Here is a 19,947-nt window from a genome sequence, read left to right as displayed (position 1 = left end):
GTTCTTATGCTCCAGATAAAGATAGGTAAGTTGCATTTAATTCATTGGCGAAACGACGGCCTTTGCCGCGTTTCACTTGGCTGAGTTCGGTATCGATCCAGATCAGGTCGCCATCTAATTCAATGCCATTTAAAGAGCTACTGCTGCGACCATCGCTTAATACATAGATTGCGACATCAAGCTCGGGCTGTTGTTTACGCAGCTGCTGTAGATAAGTTCGCGCTTCAACAAAAGCTTCGCGCATAGGTGTGCCACCACCGGCACCCAGCTGATCTAACCAACTACGCAGCTCTTTCGGTGCCCTAATTCTAGAAAGCAGGTTTTTAACCTCGGTATTACCAAATCCAAACAGAGCGATCTGTTCACGATTCAAATACGCATTCTCTGAGATCTGCAATACAGCAGCTTTAGCATAAGCAAAGCCCTGCGCCTGCAAAGTAGAAGCTGATGTGTCCAGCAAGACCAGATGTAAACGATCTGAACTCTTAACCTGTTTCTTAAACTGCAGCGCCTTGGGTGGCCAGTTAGGCAGGCTGCTTATTAAAGTCTTAAACCAGTCAGGACGACTGCTCAGTACTGATGTTTGCTTAATGCCCTGCTTCTCGTGGTTATGAGTCATCAGATCGGGAAGCTCTAGTGCAGTTTTCTCAGCCGTCTTCTGTTGTTGCGGCTTCATAGCACCCCACTCACCTTCACCGGACAGTTGTCGATGACTATCATCTGGACGTTTAAAGCCTTGCTGATCTTGCTGAGGCGGTGTTGGCGGTTGCTGCGGAGGATTCTGCTCAGGCGTAACCTTACGGCGATGCGCTAAAACCAACTCTTCTACTGCATCGATATTCTGTTTTGTTACTTCCGCTTGCTGATTCAGCGCCGCATGGGTTAACGCCGCTCGGTACCAAACAATATCAGCACGAAGGCCATCAACCTGCGCTTGAGCACATCGCTCAGCAATATCTAAACGTAGCTCATCAGAACAAGTAACTGTTTCTAGATTTTCACGAGCCGCCAAAATCTGATCAACCAGTTCAGTTTGCTGATCTGCATATTCGGCAATAAAGGCTTCAGGATTGCGATCAAACTGTTCTCTGCGTTTTACAATCTCGACCCGCTCAAGCGGCGCATACTGGTTACTCAAGTTTACCGAAAAGCCAAAGCGATCATGTAACTGTGGGCGCAACTCCCCCTCATCAGGGTTCATTGTGCCAACCAATAGAAACTCTGAGCGGTGGCTATGGCTTATGCCATCACGCTCTACGCGGTTAACGCCAGAGGTAGAAACATCCAATAATAGATCAACGAGGTTATCAGGTAGCAGATTTACTTCATCGACATAGAGCACACCACCATGGGCTTTGCTTAATAGGCCAGGGCTGAACTGCATTTTCTTATCGTTCAGCACCTGCTCTAGATCCAACGTACCCAAAAGCATCTCTTCACTAGCACCTAACGGCAGCGTCACAAACTCAGCCGCGACTAGATCATCGCCTTCCGCTTGAAGATGATCAGGCAAAAGATCTGCCATACCACGCGCTAGCGTAGATTTAGCACTACCACGAGGCCCACTGATCACCACCCCACCGATAGCTGGGTTGACCGCTGTTAGTATCAAAGCAAGCTTAAACTGCGCCTGCCCGCATACTGCTGTAAATGGAAAATGAGGCTTACTCATTCTGCTACCTTTAAGTTCCAGACTTCGCTGAAATGACTAAATATGTTCTAAAACTCATAGTACGCTGAGTATAGAAGTTCGAGTACAAGGCAAATTTTTTCGAAAGAGCGGAGTTTACTGGTGTAAATGAGCATCTTGAGAAAAAATTTAACGCCGTAATCGGGCTTCTAGGCCAGCGTACTATTGTTTTGGCCAGTGGGCATGATGTTCGTCTATTACAAATTTATGTTTATGCCTCTGCTTCGGATGATAATGGGGATGCACATGTGGCTCTGGCCCCTCCCATCCTTCGTGTTCATGCTGATGATGTTCATCATGTACATGGGGGTGAAGATGGTCCATCTCTGGATGCTCATGCCATAAGTCATGCTGATCATCTTTCTTCCACACTATCATCGCCGCAATCAATGCCACTGCGGCCAGCGCAGCTAAACCAAGAAAAGCACCGTCCATGCCCAACTGGCTACCGAGCCATCCAGCAAGCAGATAACCTAACAACCACATACCGTGAGTCAGGGCGAAATTCGCTGAGAAGTAATCGTTTCGATCACTCTCTTGGCAGGAGTTTCTGACTACTCGCCCTGTTGGAATCAGGATCAAACTTGTACCGACACCAATCACAAACCAGATTGGAAATAATCCCCAATACCCTGGACCGCTTAGCCCTGCTAACAGAGCAACAACCAACAACCCTGCACCTATAAACATCACCGGGCGATCATGAACACTCTCAAGCAGTTTAGGCAATATAAACGCGGCTATCATTGAGCCTACGCCTGCTGAAAGCATCAGCAAAGGCACCTGTTCTTCGAATAAACCCAACACTGCACGTACATAAACAACTGTGTTTACGATGATCATCGCGCCTGCTGCAGAAAGCGCGAGATTGAGCAACAACACCGCCTGCAAGCGCGGCGTTTTAAGATAACTACGCACCCCAAAGCTAACCTTTTTCCACACCCCACCACTACGATCACTCACAGTATTTGCTGGAACAACCGCTAGTAAAAGAAACAACGCTGCGATAACAAAACCAACGGCATTCAACTCGAATAACAAGGCATAGCTAGTAAACACTAATAAGAAAGCCGCTAATGCTGGGCTCAATAAGCTCTCCATCTCCATCGCTAAACGCGATAAAGATAGCGCTCGGGTATATTCTTTTTCATCGGGCAATACATCGGGCAATAACGCCTGATAGACCGGGGTGTAACCTGCGGCCATCGCATTAAGCAGAAACATCAACACAAACAGCTGCCACGCTTCCTGACAGAACGGCATTAACACCACCAGCGCTGCTCGACCAATATTCAGCCCAGCCAACCATCTCTTTCGTGGTAGCTTACTGGCATAACCACCCACAACGGGCGCCACACAAAGATAAGCGACCATTTTGATTGCTAGGGCTACACCTAAGACCCAGCCAGCATCTCTAGGATTTAGATCAAACGCCAACAGCGCCAAAGCAACCGTAGTCAGCCCTGTACCCACCAGCGAAACCAGCTGGCCAAGAAATAGCCAACGAAACGCAGGATTACTAAGGGGCTGAAAAATTTCCATTAAGCGCTTTCCAACTGCGGCTCAACAACCGTTACAGCGTTCAGTTTTGCATCTTTTAATCGAACTTCACGCGTTGCCAGTTGGGTAATAAAATCTGAATCATGGGAGATTATGATCATCGCTTGCGGTAAACCTAGCAAGGTGTCGATCAACCTCTGGCGTGCCTCGGTATCTAAGGCATTACTCGGTTCATCCAGCAACAGCACTTCAGGATCCATCGCTAATACCGAAGCAAGGGTGATCATGCGTTTTTCACCGCCAGAAAGCTGATGAGTGATACGTTCCTCAAAACCTTCCATACCTAACGAAGCTAAAGTATCGCTGGCTATCTTTAGAGCTTCTTCACGGCTTTTGCCAAGGTTGAGTGGACCAAACGCGACATCTTCCAGAACCGTTGGACAAAACAGTTGATCATCTGGATCTTGGAATAGGAAGCCTGCGCGCGCACGTACATCGATAAATTGCTTTTCTTCACTCCGCGTTTCACCAAACGCCCAGATCTCTCCGGCTTTAGCTTTCTTTAAGCCTACAAGTAGATGCAGCAAGGTGGTTTTGCCTGCACCGTTAGGACCGGTTAAAGCCACTCGTTCCCCTGTATGAAGGGCAAAATCGACGTTATCTAAAACCACTCCACGACGTGGATAGCGATAACTTAAACCGGTTACTTTAATTAGTGCGTTTTGCTCACTCATAAGAAATTCAATCCGGTCAAAATGCAAAGAAAAGGCATAAACACCGCTAAGAAGCGGTAATCTTCACTGCCCAAGCGCATATCATCAAACAGGTAAAACTGGCCTTTGTAACCACGGCACTTCATCGCATCCATAATTCGCTCAGAGCGCTCTAAAGAATGCACTAATAACATGCCAATTAGGTAACCAATCGAACGCCAAGTATGCATGTCAGTGCGAAGTACAAAGGCGCGGGCTTGCATGGCTCTACGCATCCGTTTGTACTCTTGTCCGATCACTTCAAGATAGCGCACCGTGAACAACATAAGGTGTACAAGTTTATCGGGAACCCTTAGATGCGCTAATGCATGCCCAAGCGTGGTAGCGCTGATCGTGCCTACCAATGCAAGCAGCGCCAATACCACAGCATGCGCCTTCAATAGAATCATGAGAGCGTGAAAGAAACCCTCTTTACTCGCCGATAAACCAAACAAGGTAAACCAGGTTTCTCCGGGAGTGGTAAATGGCAGCAGGATGATCAAAAAGATCATAAACATATCCATCGCGATCACACGACGAAGAGTACGTTTAACATTTAACTGAGCGAGCACCGCCAACATAAAGCCAGCGATAACAGCTGTAGTTAAGACAAAGAAGTTATGTGAAAGCACTGTCGCAAACGCAAATAGTGTCACTAAGATCACGCGCATGCGCGGGTCAAGGCGATCAATTATCGATTGATCGTGCTTAACCTTCTGCCCCTTCCATGAGGTGCCGCTATGCTCAAGAAACTGAGGCATGTTCCTTTTCCTGCTGCTTCTCTTTCTGACGTTGACGCCACCAGATACCTAAGCCACAAAGTCCAAAGATATAACCGATACCACCTATCACATCTTGTAGGCTCGCTTTCTCTTTATAGGCAGCCAATTCCTGACGTAGAGGTTTGACCTGTTTTGCTACTGCTTTTTCGATCATCGCCTGCAGCGCTGCTTGATCACCATTAAACTGTGGAGTTTCACCACTGTTGCCCATAGCGCTCATTGCGACATTACCGCCGGGTAAGCTATCTGGCAGTTCATCAGCCGGCAGGGAGATTTCAAGCACATGACCTGCACTCAAATTGGCAAAGAAATGGTGGTCAATTCGCTGCTGAGCCGAAAATACAAACAAACCATCAGCATCAGTTAAGGTCTTACCGAGTTCATTACCAGCCGAATCAGATACGATAATTTCCGTACCCTCTTGAGCCATATCACCATTAGAAAAACCAACTTCACCTTCAATCGTGTTCCCAATAGCGTAAACACCACCGACAACATTATGAGCATGCGCCCCTGAAGAAATCAGGGCAAATAGGAATATAAGTGGCGCTAATAACTTAGCCATAAGCGCGTTCCTCATCGAGACCAAAGAATTCAGGCTTCACCTTACGAATCAGCAACACAGCTGCCGCAGTGACAAAGCCCTCTACAATCATGACCGGAATATGCGCAACAAAGGTCGCTTTAGCTGCGAGCAAGAAAGCCTCGCCCGAAAGCATTAGCGAAAATGCCACCATGATCGTGGTTATCACAATCGAACCTGCGCCACCGATAGCACCCCACGTTGCTGCCACTTTAGGTGACTGCGAACCAATTCCATGCCGGCAGAGGTAATACACCAACACCGCGGGTAACGCGATATTGACCGCGTTCACCCCTAAGACGAGGAATCCGCCAAAGCCAAAGAACACGGCCTGTAGAAACAAGGCGACTAAAAGCGCAGGGAAAGCGGCCCAGCCTAGCGCTAAGCCGATCAATCCATTCAGGATAAGATGCACACTGGAGAAACCAATAGGCAGGTGGATATAAGAAGCGATAAAAAAGGCGGCTGAAAGTACACCGACTTGAGGAAGATGATCATAATCCATCTTCTTCAAACCTAAGGCCACCCCAGCTACTGTCAAAGCAGCACCCGTTGCTAATACCGAACCCGACAAAGCGCCATCTACAATGTGCATCTTGGTGTACCTAAATTATTTAACTGAGTGAGCCTGAACCCAAATTACAGCATCTTGGGAAAGTTCTTTACCTTTATGCTCTTTATCAGAGCCCACACCCAAGGCACAGAAACCCCACTGACCCGCTTTAGGGATACCGAAGGTAAAGGTACCGTTAGCATCAGCAAAGATTGTTTGTGTGATAAATGCGTCAGCTGGAACTTCCATATTAGCCTCTTTAGCGAAAGCGTTAGCTTTCATATCAGGCTCATAGTTTACGTATTCCACTTCAATTTCGGCGAATGGAACTGGCTTGCCTTCACTTTTAACAACGCCGGTAAACGTGCCGCCTTCGTAGATAGCGTAAGGTTTTGTTAGAGGAACGATCTCAGCCTTCAAGCCAAAATCTTCATTCCAATCTGTTGGCAAGCTACCTACGTTAACAATGGATTTAGTGATTTGCTGAATATAGATATCTTCAGATTCTTCAAAATAAGGTGCCATTTGATGAACAAATACGTAGTCACCTAGACCGCGTAGTTTCACATCAGCTTCGAAAGAGGTACCTGTATTATCAGCGCTGGTCCACTGAGATGGTTTAACAGAATCTAGTAACTCTGTTTTCTTACCTTTTTTGATTACATAGAACTGTTCAGGCGCTTCAACCTGCATCACATGACCACTTTCCGCAGGGTGGGTAAATGGCATTTTTAGGTTGATCTGACCACCACGCTCACGCAGTAATTCTGGCGTATAAACCATTTGGAAGTGAGCTGATGCAATAGAAGAATAGAGCGCAGCGCCTGCTGCTACTGAAAACGCTAATTTTTTAAGCACAAAAAAATCTCCAACATGAAATATTGTCGGAGTTGGGAGGATAAGTATGTTTAGACAAACCAAACAATTACTCGGTGAAGCCCTCCGCAACACCACGGTAAACAACTATTAGGCTGGTATCCGGACTCATCAGCGAAGAACTTAACCTTCAATCAACTTACCTTCCCATATCCAAGATACAGTGGCATAAAAGCTGATATAACCAATTTACCGTTGCGGGGGCAGTGTTGGGATCGCTATTGAATCCTGGCTCATAAGCTCACCAACTTCCCGGGCTATCAAAATCGCTACCCGTGACCTCATTTGGGTATCAATTTTAGCCTGTACAAATGTACGACCTAATAAGCGCACAACTCTACCTGCCATACCCCTTATTTGCAATTGAGTTCTATTCCAGTGGTCATGAATAACGTAAATATATAAATCCCAACTACACTAGGGTTTAAGCACCTTCTTTTCGGAACCAAAAATAAGAACTCCAAGTATTAAAGAGGGCTCCACTATATGCTTGCGCTTAAATCCTCCGCTCTCATTGCGGTAACAGCCCTACTAACCGGCTTTTCCATACATACACAAGCCGACTGGTACGCCAGTTTTTCCACCGAATACCAGCCAGAAGCCCAAAGCGGGCACTATGCCTACAAACCTTTATTGCAATACACAGAAGGCAATTTTGGCACTTACCTTGAATACGTATATGTTCCAAGGAATGGGTTGGATAATGGGAAGAATTTAACCTGGCAAGCGGAATATAAATGGAAACTGAGCGAAAGCAGCTCATTAAAGCTCGTACATGAATTTGATCGAACGATAGATACCAACACAGAGAGCGCAGAACTGACACCAAAGTTTTATACCTCGTTTGATAATGGCTTAAAGGCCGGGTTTGAACTAGAGATCGATTACTACCTTGATGGTGATTTCGAAATTCGTGAAATAGAGATTGAGCCAACTATCAAATGGAGCCAAAGCCTAGGCGAAGGCAAACTCAACCTCGAGCTTGAAGCACCGACAATGCGCTTATATAGCAACGACGATTCAATTAAGGATTTTGAATTCGAAGAGGTGCTCCCCATTATCGGCTACGATCACCCTCTTTCTAAAAACTTAACCTTGCATACCCTACTAGAACTTCCCTATGACCTTCAGGAAGATGATTTCGACACTATAATCACAATTGGGCTTGGAGTTACCTTCTAGCCCAATTTGCCTTTATAATCCGTCCTTTTGATCCGAATAAGGCATCTTCCATGCTCTATGTACTTCCTGAAACAACAGGCGACATTATCGTCCTGCAAGCGAATGACACTCTGACTGCAAGCGATTACACCGATACATTCCTGCCGCTGTTTGAGCATGTAAAGAACACGCATCCTGAAGTTCGTCTGCTAATTACTTTTGCTCCAGACTTTTCAGGCTTTGAAGCCGGTGCTTTATGGGAAGATCTAAAATTCGGCACTCAACACGCAAACGATTTTTACCGTATCGCGATCGTCGGTGATCCTAAATGGACCGAGTGGATGACCAAAGTAGGCGATCTACTTACTCAAGGTGAAATGCGTCATTATCGAATGACTCAGCTCCTCGAAGCACTTCGTTGGATTAACGATGAAGATGAAGACGACGAGGAAGAAGAAACGCTATATCCGTTCGGCGGATAACGAAGCAGTTTCAACAATAAGGGCCATCTCATAATGGCCCTTTTTTAAGCTTAAGAACTAGTGCACGGTCAGCATGCCACTAGAAACCATTTGCGAATACAGGGCATCGCGCAGTTCTTGCGGCATATCGACAAAGTCCAAGTTTCCGTACAGAAACACCTCTTCTAAATCTATTTCAATCACTTGGGTATCAGGCGCAACCTCAGCTTGAGGTTTAGCATCGTCCAATCCAGAGGCTTTTATAATTTTATATATGGTTTTGCCGTCTTTCTTTTCCATCTTGGCCTCACTTACTACATAGAACTACCCACACAGTATACGGCTACAAAGCAAAAGCCAAACGCTATAAAGCAAAAGACCGGGCAATGCCCGGTCTTTTTAGTTACAAAATAAAGAGCCTGACTTATTTTGTTTCTAACGATGAAGCTACTTGAGCTTCAAAGTATTCGCGAGTCAACTTGAATACAACTGGGCTCAATAGCGCCAGAGCAATCAAGTTTGGAATAGCCATCATTGCGTTTAGTGTATCCGCTAGTAGCCATACGAAATCCAAGCTAATTAACGTACCTACCGGTACAGCCAGAATCCATAGAATACGGAAAGGCATAATTACTTTCACACCAAATAGGTATTCAGCACAACGCTCGCCATAAACACTCCAACCTAAGATCGTTGTGAAAGCAAAGATCGCTAGAGAGATAGCAACAATGTAGTTACCTACACCTGGAAGCGCATCTGCGAAAGCTGCAGATGTTAGGGCTGCACCTGATACACCGTCAGTCCATACACCAGAAGTGATGATAACCAAGCCTGTGATAGAACAGATGATGATTGTATCTAGGAATGTACCTAGCATTGCGATTAGACCCTGACGAACTGGATCCTTAGTTTGAGATGCTGCGTGAGCAATCGGAGCAGAACCAAGACCTGCTTCGTTAGAAAATACACCACGCGCCACACCGAACTGGATCGCAGCCCAAACAGCAGCACCAGCGAAACCACCTTCAGCAGCGTGCTCAGTAAATGCATAAGTAAAGATAAGATCTAGAGCAGCAGGGATCGCATCAACATTAATTGTTAGAACTACTAGGCCTGCAACAAGGTAGCTGATTGCCATTAATGGAACCAAAGCACCTGCAACCGCACCGATACGCTTAATACCACCCAATAATACAGCTGCAGTAAGCACCATCAGGATTACACCAGTCACCCATGCTGGCATCTGGAAGTTTGCTTCTAGAACATCAGCAACCGAGTTAGATTGTACTGTGTTACCAATACCGAAGCCTGCGATCGTACCGAAGACCGCGAAAGTCGTACCCATCCAAGCCCATTTTTTACCTAGGCCATTTTTGATGTAGTACATTGGACCACCAACGTGGTTGCCATTCTCATCAACCTCACGGTATTTAACCGCCAATACAGCCTCAGAGAACTTAGTCGCCATACCTACTAGCGCAGTACACCACATCCAGAACAGAGCACCTGGACCACCTAGGAATACAGCCGTAGCAACACCGGCAATATTACCAGTACCTACCGTTGCAGACATTGCTGTCATCAAGGCCTGGAATGGTGAGATTTCACCCGAGCCTTTTTCGGACTCAGCCGTATTTCGGCCGCTCCACATTAATTTAAAACCAGTGCCCAATTTCAAAATTGGCATTAGTCTCAAACCTAGCTGTAGGAACAAACCTACACCTAAAATTAGTACCAGCATCATTGGACCCCAAACGATGCCGTTAACCGTACTTATAAATCCGGTCAATGCTTCCATTATGATTCCTCTATATTGTTTTTTTCTTCGAGGGAAAAATAACTGCTCTGTTATTTTTAATTTTTAGACAGCTCATTCCTTAAGGTTTTATGCCTATAGGTCTCAGCAACATCTTAAACACAGCAATCTGCTCTTATTCTCTTCGTAGCGAGACGGGGCTTAGTGTGCTCGCCTGGCTCTTTGACATAGAGGGGATGCCTGAACATCTGGCTATATATCAAACAACCTTATCCTGCCAAGGGTAAGTAGCCCAGCAGCCCCCACCTCTTTGCTACGAATAGAATTGCGCAATACGATAGGCCAAAGACGCCAGAAAATGGCTTTGAATTAAAAAAATTAACAGTGGTATCAACTACGATTATCTAAATTAGCAGTGAAATAAACTATTTAAAGGATAGATGGGGTTATCTAGGCCAGAAAGCCTGAGAAATAAGAAGAAAAAAGGTGCAAATCATAGCCCTGATTTTGCACCTTCTATGGAGGGTTACGAAAAACTAAACTTACCGATTAACATTAAACTTAATAGGTAACTCAAGCGTTTCACGCACCTCTTCCATCACGATGTAGCTCTTAGAGTTCTTAACCCCAGGCAGAGTCAAAAGCATATCCCCTAAAAGCGCACGATACTCGGACATATCGTTAATACGTGCCTTTAACAGGTAGTCTGCATCACCCGAAACTAAGTGGCACTCCAATATATAAGGCAGTTCTTCAACCGCTTTATTAAACGTTTGGAATGCATCCGGTGTTTGATATGACAGAGAGATCTCTACAAACACCAGCATATTATATTCAAGCAACTGAGGATTTAAGCGGGCATAGTATCCTTCTATATAGCCCTCTTTTTCCAAACGCTTTACGCGCTCTATGCAGGGTGTCGAACTTAATCCGACTTTCTCTGCTAGATCAACGTAACTAATTCGCCCATCGTTTTGCAAAGTACGCAAAATGCTTACATCTAAGCGATCAAGCGTACGCTTCTTACTATTTGTCATGCATTAATATCCACTATGAAAGCAAAATATGCAGATTATTATTCTGTATTATAGCCAAACTTTGGCGCCTTACACTGGCAAAAACCAAATAAACTAGTGTTTTCTCATTAACATAAAAAATACGAAAATGAGGTCACATTATGCAGGTACTGGTTTTAGGTGCAGGAGTGGTTGGCGTTACAAGCGCTTGGTATTTAGCCAAGGCTGGCCATAAGGTAACTATAATCGATCGACAGGTCGATGTCGCGTTAGAAACAAGCTACGCCAACGCTGGCCAGATCTCTCCAGGCTACTCTGCTCCTTGGGCCGGTCCCGGTATTCCTCTAAAAGCTGTTAAATGGCTGATGCAAGATTTAGCGCCATTTATGATCAGCGGACGCGATGTTGATACCCAAACACTCGCGTGGATGACAAAAATGTTATCCAACTGCACAGAAAGCGCATACCACACCAATAAAGCCCGCATGGTTCGCCTAGCTGAATACAGCCGTGATTGCTTTATCGATCTACGTGATGAGTTAAATATAGACTACGACCAGCGCACTCAAGGCACCTTGCAAGTGTTTAGAACTGATAAGCAGATGCAAGACGCTCAGAAAGATATCTCCGTTCTGGAAGAGAGCGGCGTAGATTTCCAAAGCTTAGATCGCGATGGCTGTATCGAATATGAACCTGCCCTAGCTAACGTAAAAGAGAAGATCGTTGGCGGCCTTCGTTTACCAGGCGACGAAACAGGTGATTGCTTCAAGTTCACCAACGCCTTGGCTGATGAGTGTAAAAAAATGGGTGTCGAGTTCATCATGAAAACCGACATTCTGAACATAAACACTGAAGGCGATCAGGTTGTAAGTGTTTCCACTTCTCGGGGCACTATGACAGCAGACTCCTATCTTGTTGCACTAGGTAGCTACTCTACTCCGGTGCTATCTAAGATCGGTCTAAAAGTACCTGTTTACCCAATTAAAGGTTATTCACTAACGCTGCCGATCATTGACGAAAGCAAAGCACCAACATCCACAGTGATGGATGAAACTTACAAAGTTGCGGTGACCCGTTTTGATGATCGTATCCGTGTTGGCGGTACTGCCGAGATCGCGTCCTACAACAAAGAGTTGGAAGAGAAGCGCAAGGCCAATGTGGAGTTCGTAGTGAACGATCTCTTTCCAGGCGGCGGTTGCACAGAGAATGCTGAATTCTGGACCGGTTTACGTCCAATGACACCAGACGGCACACCGATTTTAGGTGAAACTCAATTCGAGAACCTATTCCTTAATACCGGTCACGGCACACTAGGCTGGACCATGTCGCTAGGCTCGGGCAAATACGTGTCTGACATCATCAGCAACACTGCTCCAGATATTGATAAAGAAGGCCTATCGCTCGCACGCTACGCCTAAATACTTATCACCCTATAACAACTATTTTCGGAGAACCGGCTGCTCCCACTGTCCGGTATCTCCTTTTTTATTACAGGAATAAAATCATGCAGAAAGTTACAGTTTCCACAGACAAAGCACCTGCTGCGATTGGCACTTATTCACAAGCAGTTAAAGCAGGTAACACTGTTTATATCTCTGGCCAGATCCCGTTGAACCCAGCAACAATGGAGATGGTGACTGAGTCATTTGAAAGCCAAGCGGTTCAAGTTTTCGAAAACCTAAAAGCTGTTGCTGAAGCTGCAGGCGGTAACTTAAACGACTTCGTAAAGATCACTGTTTTGCTTTCCGACCTAGAATATTTCGCGCAAGTTAATGAAATCATGGCGAAATACTTTGAAGCCCCTTATCCTGCTCGCGCAGCTTATGCAGTAAAAGCGTTACCAAAAGACGCTGACATAGAAATTGAAGCTGTTATGGTTGTATAAAACCAACCAAACGAAACTATCTGAACCAACAGTCCGGAGTGAGTATGGCTAGAGCAGCCACAGCAACCATTAACTTAGAGGCTATTCGACATAACTATCGCTTAGCTAAATCTGCAGCCCCCGATCAAGGAGCATTAGCCATTATCAAGGCTGATGCCTACGGTCACGGCGCAGTTAAAGTTGCACAGGCCCTAGAAGATGAAGCCGATGGTTTTGGTGTTGCATGTATCGAAGAAGCAGTAGAGCTTCGCGAAGCGGGCATCAACAAACCAATCCTTCTATTAGAAGGCTTCTTCTCAGCCGATGAACTGAACTATATCTCTGATAAAGAGCTATGGTGCGCTATTCATAGCGTGGAACAGATCGATATTCTGGCTAAAGCTGATATAGATAAACCTATTAGCGCTTGGCTAAAAATGGATAGTGGCATGCACCGCTTAGGTGTGAAGCCAGAAGATTACGCTGCCGCTTTTGAAAAGCTGTCTCAGCTAGAACAGGTCAAAGAGGTAGTTCTGATGAGCCACTTCTCATCTGCTGACGAACCTGAGCTTTCAGCCACCAATGAGCAGATCCAACGCTTTGATGCAGTAACCGCAACTATCGATGCAGCTGTTAGCCTAGCGAACTCAGCAGGCACTCTCGCGCATAAAGATGCCCGCAGAGATTGGCAACGCCCCGGCATTATGCTCTACGGCGCAACACCATTTGCTGAGTCACAACCACTGGCCGATCAACTGCAACCAGCGATGACCCTGAGCTCTGAAGTAATCGCTGTGCGTGAACTTGAGGTGGGCGAACCCGTTGGCTATAGCCAAACCTGGAGATGCAGCCGCCCGAGTAAGATCGGTACTGTTGCGATCGGTTATGCCGATGGTTATCCCCGTCATGCTAAAAGTGGTACACCAGTTTTGGTAGATGGCCATAAAACGCAGATCGTTGGCCGCGTTTCGATGGATATGCTGGCAGTAGATCTGACAGATATCCCGACGGCTAAAGTTGGCAGCCATGTGGAACTGTGGGGAGAAAACCTTCCTGCGACTGAGATTGCCAAGTGCAGCGACACTATCCCTTACACCCTATTTACCGGCATTACCCGCCGCGTACATAAGAAATATATTTGAGAACATAATGAGTATTGAACGTATTGAATCTACTGATCGCATGAGCCGTATTGTTAAGCACAACGGTACAGTTTACCTATGCGGTCAAACTGCTGGCGAAGCACAGTGGGATATTGCAGAACAAACACAACGCTGCCTAGATAAGGTTGACGATCTACTGGCTAAAGCTGGCAGCAGCCGTAATCAGATCCTTTCTGTAACCGTTTATATCCGAGACATGAAAGACTTCGCAGCAATGAACGCTGTATGGGATGCATGGGTTGCTGACGTAGAAAAACCAGCACGTGCATGTGTTGAAGCGCGTATGGCCCGCCCAGAAATTCTAGTTGAGCTATCGGTAACAGCGGCTTACTAAGCTCTTAAAACCGCTCGTTTAGAGCGGTTTTCCCCTCCCCCGCTTTTCTCTTTTTTATAAACATTACTCCCTCATATATTTGACTTAAGTGCATATGCACATATATATTCAATTTATGAGTAAAAAATATAGCCAACTGCAAAACTGTGCATGCGCTGCCCTACGCCAAAGCAGTCGCTTAATCACACAACTATATGAAGATGCCTTTAAGGCTGAATCGATCACAGCTGCACAGTTTAATGTACTAGGTGTATTGGCCAATACCGGCCCGATACCCGTAAGCCAACTGGCAACCGTCATGGTACAAGACCGCACCGGGCTTACGCGTAATCTAAAAGTAATGGAAAAGAATGGCTGGATTATTTTTCAGCCCGGCTCTGACCGCCGCGTAAAACAAGTGGTACCCACAAAAGAAGGCTTAACCAAGCTGGATAACACGATCCCTCTATGGGAAGAAATTCAGGCCGAAGCAGCTAAACAGCTAGGTGACCTAAGCGCCCTTCAGGCACAACTCGAAACACTGAAAAAGTTAACCGAAGCATGAGGTCTTAAAAAAAACACCCCAATAGGTGCATATACACTCTTTAGCATAATTTATTAAACAACCAAGATTAAGGATGACAGATCATGAAACCCAAATTTTTAATTATCGGTGCTGCAGGCAACACCGGTTCGGCAACTGCATTAGAACTACTCGAGAAAGGCTACTCGGTTCGTGCTTTCGTTAGAAAAGCTGATCATCGATCCGAAAAGCTGCATCAAAAGGGAGCGGATATATGTGTAGGCTCATTAACTAATTTGGCTGATGTCGAACACGCCTTAAAAGGAATACAAAGCGCATACTTTGTAGCCCCTTGGGAAAAAGAACAACTGCAGATGGCCATGACTTTTGTGGTAGCTGCTAAAAACAGCCCACAGTTAAAATCTATTGTCGCACTAACTCAATGGCTGGCGAGCCCAGAACACCCATCTCAGGCAACAAGGGAATCCTACTTAACCGATCAGATATTCAGTTTACTACCCGACATTCACCACACCACCATCAATACAGGATGGTTTGCGCAAAACTACATGCCTGATGAAATTCTGACGATGGTGACTCAACTAGGAATGTTCCCCTTCCCTTTAGGCAGCGGCAAAACAGCCCCAGTCTCTAACGAAGATATCGCCCGTGTCGTAACTGCTTGCCTGCTTTCCCCGGAAGAACATAGCGGGAAAACCTATCGCCCAACTGGCCCTGAACTACTAAGCCCTGAAGATATCGCCGCAACCTTCAGCACCATCCTCGAGCGCAACGTAAAGTACGACAATATTTCTGAAAAGCTCTTCTTGAAGGCATTGAATCTCATGGGTATGTCTCCGCATATGCAGTGCCAATTGCAGCACTATATTAAAGACTACCAGACAGGCGCTTTTGAAAAGGGAGCTCCTAACTCCATCGTGGAACAGATCACTGGGCGCAAAGCTGAGAACTTTGAAACGATTGCGAGACGCTACCTAGGCAACTTTGAATTAACCGAAGCTAACCTCAGCAATAAAACACAGGCGTTGATAGGTTTTATTAAACTACTGCTTAGCCCTGCAACCAACCTTGAAAAATATGCTTTATCACAAGGTCAGAGCACGCCTTCCTCCAGCCGCTACGCTATGGCTTCTGAAAAATGGTTACAACAACACTAATTTTGCACATAAAAAAGGGGATCAAATGATCCCCAAAATTCGCCAGAAAACTCTACTCCAGCTACTAGTCGCTATTTTTTTATTTTAAAGATCACCTTGCCGTACAAACTATCTAAGCCAAACCATCCCATCTGTTCAGAAGTTAAACTCGCAGGGTTATCCCCTTCCAACAAATAACGTCCGTCTAGGTCTATAGCTGCCACCCGTTTTATCATTCTTTTATATTCGGGATGATCACACACAACCAAATCACCAACATCGATGCGCTTTAACCTCCGCCATACACAGACGAAGTCTCCAGCGCTTAATGTAGGAAACATACTATCTCCAACGATTTTGACGATGTTTAGCATTCGATAACCTAGTCTGTTTTAACCCAATTTTGGATAAGTAACCTGTTCTGCAGGCGGATAAGGACAAGTCGCCGTAAAAGTCTCTACGCCCTTTGTTTTCCAGAAGGCTTCTGCAAATGTATTTACGCGATTTAGAAGATCTAATGCAGCTTCGCGATCAATGTTTTGTTTAACTTTTGATGCCTGCAGCATAATGCCGTGCACTTGATCATGAGCATCTGGAATCTGCTCAAATTGTGGTGCTTTAAAATAGTCACCCCAAATCACTCGTACTTCTTCTTTCACTTGTAGCGCATGCTTTTCTTTTTCTGAAACCAAACGTGCTAATTGTGCTTGTTGAGCCAAGGTTAATGACTCACCCGTATCTAGTTCGGTAATGAGATCGACCATTCGAATAATGGTTAATGCCGCAATTTGTGCCGTCGCAGGGTCATAAATCTTACAAGGGATATCACAGTGAGCTTTAGCAGTCGTAAACGCTAACTTGTTATCCATTGCACTCAAAATCTTGTGAAGCATGGCACTTATCTCCTTCGGTCTTTCTTTGATTGTCATTGATTTTATTAGTGGAGATGCAAACCATTACAACGAGGCTGCATCTCATGAGGTAATTCGGTGTGGTATTTGTGGAAGAAGCGATTCCATTCCATATGCAAGCAGTTCCCTGCTCTTAGGACAGCGCATTTTTGCAGTTCTCCTAAATGCCGCTCTGCTAACAATCCCTTTAGATAAATCGAGGCATCTTCAAAAACTTCTGCTGCCTGAACCACTTGATCTAATGCGATGTAGGTATCAGCCAAATTAAAGTGGCTAACCATCACAGCAGAGAGCAATTTGTCCGAATCTGGGTCGAGCTGACCTTCAAAACATTTAACCGCTTGTCGTAACGCTCGCTGGCATAACTCTAATGCGGTGTAATAACAATGTGTTTCATAGGCCCTGTTCGTGGCCTTCATCAACTCTTCCCATTGTTCCATGCTCCGCCTCCCTGCTTTGCTGTGAAGTTTATAAACCGCCTTGGGTTAACTTGGCTGGATCAAGTAATTTCTGTAACTCTTCCACCGATAGATCTGTGTTTTCTGCCGCGACTTCGACAACAGGTCGTCCCTCTTTATAAGCCTGCTTCGCAATCTCAGCCGCCTTCATATAGCCAATAATAGGGTTCAGAGCTGTTACCAAAATTGGATTACGAGACAGCGCATGGTTTAGCTGTTCTTCATTCACCTTGAAGCTGGCAATTGCTTTATCCGCTAGTAGACGGCTTACGTTGCTTAGCAGCTTGATGCTGTTGAGCAAATTGCTAGCTACTAAAGGCAGCATTACGTTCAACTCAAAATTGCCCGACTGGCCTGCTACTGTAATAGCAGCATCATTACCAATCACCTGAGCTGACACCATGGCTGCTGCTTCTGGAATAACGGGATTCACTTTACCCGGCATAATGGAAGAACCTGGCTGTAGCGCTTCCAATTCGATCTCCCCTAAACCAGCTAGCGGGCCAGAGTTCATCCAACGTAGGTCATTAGCGATTTTCATCACAGAGACAGCCGTCGCTTTCAGTTGACCAGATAGTGCAACCGCGACATCTTGTGAAGCGATATGCGCAAAGAAATCATCTGCAGGCGTAAATTCCACACCGGTAAGTTGGCTTAGTTCGGCATTAAAGTTTTTAGCAAACTCAGGATGGGCATTAATGCCCGTACCTACGGCAGTACCGCCCTGCGCAAGACTCTGTAAAGTTGGCTGGATCTGTTTTAGATGATGAATATTTTGCTTAATTTGAGTCGCCCAACCGTTTAGCGGCTGACTCATACGGACTGGCATCGCATCCATTAGATGTGTGCGACCAGTTTTCACAAAACCATCAACAGCTTCCGCTTTATCTTCAATCGCTTTCTGGAGATATTCCAACGCCGGTAACAGCTGCTCTGATAGTTCAACTGCAGCACTGATATGAATACTAGATGGAATAATGTCGTTACTACTTTGACCACAGTTGATGTGATCGTTTGCACCTACATTGTCGCCATAAATATCAGACGCAATTGCAGCCAATACTTCGTTAGCATTCATATTGGAGCTTGTACCAGAACCTGTCTGGAACACATCTACCGGGAAGTGACGCATCAGGTCATCTTCATTTAGCAATTGCTCAACCGCTTGAGCAATTGCACTACCCATCTTCTCTGGAATTTGATCTAGCGTGACATTCGCTTTCGCTGCCGCAGCTTTCGCTTGTAACAAAGCGCGAATAAATGCCTCTGGCATCGGCTGACCACTCACAGGAAAGTTATTCACAGCACGCTGCGTTTGGGCTGCATATAAAGCATCAACAGGTACTTCTAGCTCACCCATACTGTCTTTAGCTATACGTGTCTTACTCATCTTTTTTATCCTTATTTTCCTGACTGTGGTTAACGGCTTAGACCTGAGAGTACGTAATGACAGGTCATGTTCAGCTCATACTTAAGCTTGCATAGGTAAGCCTGCCCATCTTGATTATTTGCAAACAGCCGCGCCAATTGACCAAGAGGCTTATTGATGTTATCTAGGCAGCAACAACGCCAATGACTAGGTATGAGTTCATCCGCTACCGTATCTAACAATAGACGGAACTGACGTTCATAGTGCTGCTTCAGCGATTCCACACTCTTCTGCCGGCATGTATCTATATCCAAGTAATGACTAATCAAACTTGGATTGTCCGGCTCTTTAGCAAAGCGTATCTGCTTCTGGACATGTTGCAGATATTCGTTAATTGGCGAATCAAACTGAGCTGTTTGCGACATAAAAACAACCAAATCTAAATGATAATTACTATCACTATACATTAGATTTATTTCTCTTCAAGACAGATGCAGCAATAAATTAAAGAAAATGAGATTGAAAATGATTCTCAATAATATATTATGTTATGACATAACATATAAGAGATAGAGAAAAAATGAAAAAAGGTATACACCCTGATTACGACTACGTTATCTTCCGCGACACTAGCTGTGGTAAGGATTTTCGTATTCGCTCAACTGTTAAATCATCTCAGACTGTTGTTTGGGAAGATGGCAATACTTACCCGCTTGTCACACTAGATATCTCCAGTGCATCGCACCCTGTTTATACCGGTGAGAAACGTCAAGCGAAATCTGAAGGCCGTATCGCACAGTTCAACAAACGTTTCGGCAAACACGCTCGCTAATTGAATGAGGTGTTCTCATGCAAGTATTAAGCTCTTTAAAAACAGCTAAAAACCGTCATCCTGATTGCCAGGTGGTAAAGCGTCGCGGCAAGCTTTACGTGATCTGTAAATCAAACCCGCGCTTCAAAGCCCGCCAAGGCAGCGCAAAAAAGAAACGCTAACCTCGAGTTAGCGTTTCTTGTGTATATAGATCAACCTAACTATCTTTTTAAGAACCCCCTTAAGAA

The 19,947-nt window shown here is 45.3% G+C and carries 25 protein-coding genes and 1 riboswitch; of the genes, 10 read left to right on the top strand and 15 right to left on the bottom strand.

Going from position 1 to position 19,947, the window contains the following annotated elements:
* Positions 1-4: 4 nt before the first annotated feature.
* From ACMXYN_RS05215 to ACMXYN_RS05185, 7 genes are all read right to left on the bottom strand, one after another.
* On the bottom strand, positions 5-1,672 hold the full coding sequence (locus ACMXYN_RS05215; RefSeq protein ID WP_415893801.1) for an ATP-binding protein: 1,668 nt from the start codon (positions 1,670-1,672) through the stop codon (positions 5-7).
* A gap of 180 nt (positions 1,673-1,852) precedes the next feature.
* Entirely contained in the window at positions 1,853-3,232 is a 1,380-nt protein-coding gene (locus tag ACMXYN_RS05210; protein ID WP_415893800.1) for an MFS transporter, read from the bottom strand.
* Positions 3,232-3,924 carry an energy-coupling factor ABC transporter ATP-binding protein gene (locus ACMXYN_RS05205; protein ID WP_415893799.1) on the bottom strand — a complete coding sequence of 231 codons (693 nt, stop codon included), beginning with the start codon at positions 3,922-3,924 and terminating at the stop codon, positions 3,232-3,234. The genes ACMXYN_RS05210 and ACMXYN_RS05205 overlap by 1 nt, the downstream gene beginning before the upstream one ends.
* Entirely contained in the window at positions 3,921-4,703 is a 783-nt protein-coding gene (gene cbiQ / locus ACMXYN_RS05200) for a cobalt ECF transporter T component CbiQ (protein WP_415893798.1), read from the bottom strand. Before cbiQ ends, ACMXYN_RS05205 begins: the two co-directional genes overlap by 4 nt.
* Positions 4,687-5,289, bottom strand: a complete 603-nt coding sequence (locus tag ACMXYN_RS05195; protein WP_415893797.1) for a hypothetical protein — start codon at positions 5,287-5,289, stop codon at positions 4,687-4,689. Before ACMXYN_RS05195 ends, cbiQ begins: the two co-directional genes overlap by 17 nt.
* Entirely contained in the window at positions 5,282-5,902 is a 621-nt protein-coding gene (gene cbiM, locus ACMXYN_RS05190) for a cobalt transporter CbiM (RefSeq protein ID WP_415883861.1), read from the bottom strand. The genes ACMXYN_RS05195 and cbiM overlap by 8 nt, the downstream gene beginning before the upstream one ends.
* Positions 5,903-5,917: 15 nt before the next feature.
* The gene (locus tag ACMXYN_RS05185; RefSeq protein ID WP_415893796.1) at positions 5,918-6,718 is read right to left on the bottom strand and encodes a DUF4198 domain-containing protein; all 801 of its coding nucleotides are present in this window, start codon (positions 6,716-6,718) and stop codon (positions 5,918-5,920) included.
* Between the two features lie 93 nt (positions 6,719-6,811).
* A riboswitch (cobalamin riboswitch) is annotated at positions 6,812-7,035 on the bottom strand.
* A gap of 187 nt (positions 7,036-7,222) precedes the next feature.
* On the opposite strand from ACMXYN_RS05185, the gene ACMXYN_RS05180 reads away from it, so the two are divergent.
* Positions 7,223-7,918: a hypothetical protein gene (locus tag ACMXYN_RS05180; RefSeq protein ID WP_415893795.1), complete on the top strand. Its 696-nt coding sequence runs from the start codon at positions 7,223-7,225 to the stop codon at positions 7,916-7,918.
* 50 nt (positions 7,919-7,968) lie between these two features.
* Positions 7,969-8,379 carry an STAS/SEC14 domain-containing protein gene (locus ACMXYN_RS05175; RefSeq protein ID WP_415893794.1) on the top strand — a complete coding sequence of 137 codons (411 nt, stop codon included), beginning with the start codon at positions 7,969-7,971 and terminating at the stop codon, positions 8,377-8,379.
* A gap of 57 nt (positions 8,380-8,436) precedes the next feature.
* Here ACMXYN_RS05175 and ACMXYN_RS05170 read toward each other — a convergent pair whose 3' ends face one another.
* From ACMXYN_RS05170 to ACMXYN_RS05160, 3 genes are all read right to left on the bottom strand, one after another.
* A complete protein-coding gene (locus tag ACMXYN_RS05170; protein ID WP_415883857.1) occupies positions 8,437-8,658 on the bottom strand; it encodes a hypothetical protein in 222 nt (73 codons plus the stop codon).
* A 124-nt stretch (positions 8,659-8,782) separates the two neighbouring features.
* Positions 8,783-10,156, bottom strand: coding sequence for an alanine/glycine:cation symporter family protein (locus tag ACMXYN_RS05165; RefSeq protein WP_415893793.1), 1,374 nt, complete (start codon positions 10,154-10,156; stop codon positions 8,783-8,785).
* A 500-nt stretch (positions 10,157-10,656) separates the two neighbouring features.
* Positions 10,657-11,151 carry an Lrp/AsnC ligand binding domain-containing protein gene (locus ACMXYN_RS05160; protein ID WP_415885352.1) on the bottom strand — a complete coding sequence of 165 codons (495 nt, stop codon included), beginning with the start codon at positions 11,149-11,151 and terminating at the stop codon, positions 10,657-10,659.
* A gap of 140 nt (positions 11,152-11,291) precedes the next feature.
* Here ACMXYN_RS05160 and ACMXYN_RS05155 point away from each other — a divergent pair, with 140 nt between their 5' ends.
* The 6 genes from ACMXYN_RS05155 (at position 11,292) to ACMXYN_RS05130 (ending at position 16,171) form a co-directional block, all read left to right on the top strand.
* Complete coding sequence (locus tag ACMXYN_RS05155) at positions 11,292-12,548, top strand: D-amino acid dehydrogenase (protein WP_415893792.1); 1,257 nt, start codon at positions 11,292-11,294, stop codon at positions 12,546-12,548.
* An 86-nt stretch (positions 12,549-12,634) separates the two neighbouring features.
* Positions 12,635-13,015: a Rid family detoxifying hydrolase gene (locus ACMXYN_RS05150; protein ID WP_415883854.1), complete on the top strand. Its 381-nt coding sequence runs from the start codon at positions 12,635-12,637 to the stop codon at positions 13,013-13,015.
* 44 nt (positions 13,016-13,059) lie between these two features.
* Complete coding sequence (alr, locus tag ACMXYN_RS05145; protein ID WP_415893791.1) at positions 13,060-14,136, top strand: alanine racemase; 1,077 nt, start codon at positions 13,060-13,062, stop codon at positions 14,134-14,136.
* A gap of 7 nt (positions 14,137-14,143) precedes the next feature.
* Positions 14,144-14,491: a RidA family protein gene (locus ACMXYN_RS05140; RefSeq protein WP_415883852.1), complete on the top strand. Its 348-nt coding sequence runs from the start codon at positions 14,144-14,146 to the stop codon at positions 14,489-14,491.
* 115 nt (positions 14,492-14,606) lie between these two features.
* Positions 14,607-15,035: a MarR family winged helix-turn-helix transcriptional regulator gene (locus tag ACMXYN_RS05135; RefSeq protein ID WP_415893790.1), complete on the top strand. Its 429-nt coding sequence runs from the start codon at positions 14,607-14,609 to the stop codon at positions 15,033-15,035.
* 83 nt (positions 15,036-15,118) lie between these two features.
* Positions 15,119-16,171 carry an NmrA family NAD(P)-binding protein gene (locus ACMXYN_RS05130; RefSeq protein ID WP_415893789.1) on the top strand — a complete coding sequence of 351 codons (1,053 nt, stop codon included), beginning with the start codon at positions 15,119-15,121 and terminating at the stop codon, positions 16,169-16,171.
* A 71-nt stretch (positions 16,172-16,242) separates the two neighbouring features.
* Here the strand turns inward: ACMXYN_RS05130 and ACMXYN_RS05125 are convergent, their stop codons facing one another.
* The 5 genes from ACMXYN_RS05125 to ACMXYN_RS05105 are packed head-to-tail and all read right to left on the bottom strand — an operon-like array spanning position 16,243 to position 19,313.
* On the bottom strand, positions 16,243-16,491 hold the full coding sequence (locus ACMXYN_RS05125; protein WP_415893788.1) for a S24/S26 family peptidase: 249 nt from the start codon (positions 16,489-16,491) through the stop codon (positions 16,243-16,245).
* Positions 16,492-16,542: 51 nt separating this feature from the next.
* The gene (gene sodN / locus ACMXYN_RS05120) at positions 16,543-17,043 is read right to left on the bottom strand and encodes a superoxide dismutase, Ni (RefSeq protein ID WP_415893787.1); all 501 of its coding nucleotides are present in this window, start codon (positions 17,041-17,043) and stop codon (positions 16,543-16,545) included.
* A 44-nt stretch (positions 17,044-17,087) separates the two neighbouring features.
* Complete coding sequence (locus tag ACMXYN_RS05115) at positions 17,088-17,501, bottom strand: hypothetical protein (protein ID WP_415893786.1); 414 nt, start codon at positions 17,499-17,501, stop codon at positions 17,088-17,090.
* A gap of 28 nt (positions 17,502-17,529) precedes the next feature.
* Positions 17,530-18,909 (bottom strand): class II fumarate hydratase, encoded by a 1,380-nt coding sequence (locus ACMXYN_RS05110; protein ID WP_415893785.1) that lies wholly within the window; start codon positions 18,907-18,909, stop codon positions 17,530-17,532.
* A gap of 29 nt (positions 18,910-18,938) precedes the next feature.
* Positions 18,939-19,313 (bottom strand): hypothetical protein, encoded by a 375-nt coding sequence (locus tag ACMXYN_RS05105; protein ID WP_415893784.1) that lies wholly within the window; start codon positions 19,311-19,313, stop codon positions 18,939-18,941.
* A gap of 155 nt (positions 19,314-19,468) precedes the next feature.
* Here ACMXYN_RS05105 and ACMXYN_RS05100 point away from each other — a divergent pair, with 155 nt between their 5' ends.
* Positions 19,469-19,720: a type B 50S ribosomal protein L31 gene (locus ACMXYN_RS05100; protein ID WP_415893783.1), complete on the top strand. Its 252-nt coding sequence runs from the start codon at positions 19,469-19,471 to the stop codon at positions 19,718-19,720.
* Between the two features lie 17 nt (positions 19,721-19,737).
* Positions 19,738-19,881: a type B 50S ribosomal protein L36 gene (ykgO, locus tag ACMXYN_RS05095; protein WP_415885360.1), complete on the top strand. Its 144-nt coding sequence runs from the start codon at positions 19,738-19,740 to the stop codon at positions 19,879-19,881.
* Positions 19,882-19,947: the final 66 nt, after the last annotated feature.

This window comes from Neptuniibacter sp. PT8_73 (assembly GCF_047778045.1).
Lineage (GTDB): Bacteria > Pseudomonadota > Gammaproteobacteria > Pseudomonadales > Balneatricaceae > Neptuniibacter.
This window is presented reverse-complemented; position numbering and strand designations above follow the sequence as displayed.